1 protein-coding gene is annotated in these 2217 nt (G+C 69.4%); it reads right to left on the reverse strand.

The window, feature by feature from the left end:
• A partial coding sequence (locus A1QA_RS16195; protein WP_341858229.1) for a beta-ketoacyl synthase N-terminal-like domain-containing protein occupies positions 1-2213 on the reverse strand: 2213 nt, incomplete at its 3' end.
• Between the last annotated feature and the right edge of the window lie 4 nt (positions 2214-2217).

Below are 2217 nucleotides of genomic sequence, written 5' to 3' on the forward strand. Positions count from 1 at the left end.
GCCTCAGCCATCGCCAAGTACCTCTCATCGCTGGAGATGACGGCGGCGCTCGCGACGACGGCGACGTCGCACTCCCCACGCTCAATACTGCCCACCGCCTGGTGGAAGGCGACCAGACCCGACGAGCACGCCGTGTTCACCGAGACGACCGGTCCGCGCAGGTCCATGTGATAGGCGAGACGAGATGCCAGCAGCGAGTCATTGTTGGCCGTCATGGAGCGCGTGCCCGTGGCAACCGCCTCGAAGTCGCCGGACTCGGCGCCCACGAAGACCCCGACCCGCTCCCCCGAGACAACCGAAGGCCCCACCCCCGCGTCCTCCATCGCGTGCCACATCTCCTGCAGCAGCAGCCGCTGACGCGGATCCATCACCTCAGCCTCACGCGGAGCGATCTCGAAGAACAACGGGTCAAAACGACCCACCGACTCCAGCCACCCACCCACAGCACCACGAGCACGCCCCCACCACGGACCACGCTCCACAGGCACCGGACCCAGCGCAACACGCCCCTCCCGCACCAACGACCACAGCTCATCCACACCAGCCGCACCCGGGAACACACCCGCCATCCCCGACACAACCACACCAGCACCAACCACACGCCGATCGAGACGTCGAGCAGCCCGCTGGCGGGGTGAGCGTGGCACCGGTGCCGACCGCCCCGGCTCGTCCCCCGGCGCCAGGGAACGCATCTGCTCGCCATAGCGCCTGACCAGGGCGGCCTCGAGGCGCTCAAGCGTGGGATGACTGAAGAACATGTCTGGCGCTACCTGGACGCCCAGCCGACGGGTGAGGTCGCGACTCAGCTCGGACAGGTTCAGGGAGTCCGCGCCGTAGGCGCTGAGGACACGGTCGCGCTCCTGCTCCCCACGGCTCACCCCAAGCACCTCCGTCACAGCGGCGCCCAGCTGCTCGACCAGCCACGAGCGGACCGCAGCATCGTCCGCCGTTGTCCTACCGGCGGCCTCTGGCCGCTCGGCAGGCTCCAGCTCGATCCCCCGCAGCGCGCCCACCGGCTCGCCGTCGCTGTCAGCAAGGACGATGTCAAGCAGCCCGTCAGTGAGCCGGTCGACCCGGACCGAGCGCACCTGGCTGGCGTCCGCGGGAACCTCCGCTCGGGCGACAGCGCGCACTCCCCCGAGCGACCAGCCCTGTGCCGCCCGAGCCAGCAGGGCGTCGACGGAACCAGCCAGGTCGGCGCCGGTCGTCTCGTGCACGCTCATGCCGTGGCTCTCCAGAGCCTCAAGGGCCTGCGGGGACGCGACCTCGTCCCTGTCGGTCCTGAGGAAGGCCTCACCATCGACGAGGGCAGCAGACTCGTTGAACAGAGTCCACACGGTGCCAGCAGCGGCGCTCGGCTCGCACGTGATCATCGTGCTGCTGTCAGCAGCGTCCTCGTCCCTCCACACCACATTGCTGAGGACGGGGGGCGTCGCCGCGTCCAGGGCGAGCCTGGTGGCGTCGGCGGCGGCGAACACGACATGGCCCACCTGTGTGGGGATGAGGCCACGCACCCCGTAACGCACGGATGACAGGGACGACAGGTTCTCGGAGAGCAACGTTCCGACCAGGGCGCCCGCTCCGGGGCGCTGAGCGCCCGCCGTCATCACTGACGGCCAGCACTCGACCTCCTCGAAGGGATATCCAGGCAGCGGGACAGGCGCTGTGCGCGGTTCCCACCACAGGGTCGGGTCGCAGCCGGCGCAGAAAAGCCGCGCCAGGGCCTCCCAGTCCTCAGGGTGGGTCGCCCGGGTGACCAGATCGCGGATCGTCAGGTCCAGCGCCTCGTTCGGCTGGTGCCCCTGGGTGACGCGTCCCCGTACCACAGAGCTGGTCTTCCGTCCTTGAGCCACAGCCTCCAGCCCCTCGACCGCCTCTTGCCGTGTCCGGGCCACGATGCCTGCTCGGTGGGCGAAGTGGAAGCGGTGCAGCGCCAGCGTCACAGCAAGGTGGTCCAGCCGGACATCCTCGCCCTCACGCTCCAGCCAGTCAGCCAGGTTCCTGCAGCTGTCCACCAACGCGGTCTCGGTCTTGGCCGACACCATCAGCACAACCGGCCCCTGACCACCACCAGCCGGAACCGGCTCGTCCCACCCCACCTCACGCTCCAGCACCACGTGAGCATTGGTCCCAGAGAACCCGAACGCACTCACCCCACCACGACGCAGCCCACCAGCGCCCGGCCACGCGCCCAGCTCACGACTGACAAACACCGGT

This window comes from Actinomyces timonensis DSM 23838 (genome assembly GCF_000295095.1).
GTDB classification, from domain to species: domain Bacteria; phylum Actinomycetota; class Actinomycetes; order Actinomycetales; family Actinomycetaceae; genus Actinomyces; species Actinomyces timonensis.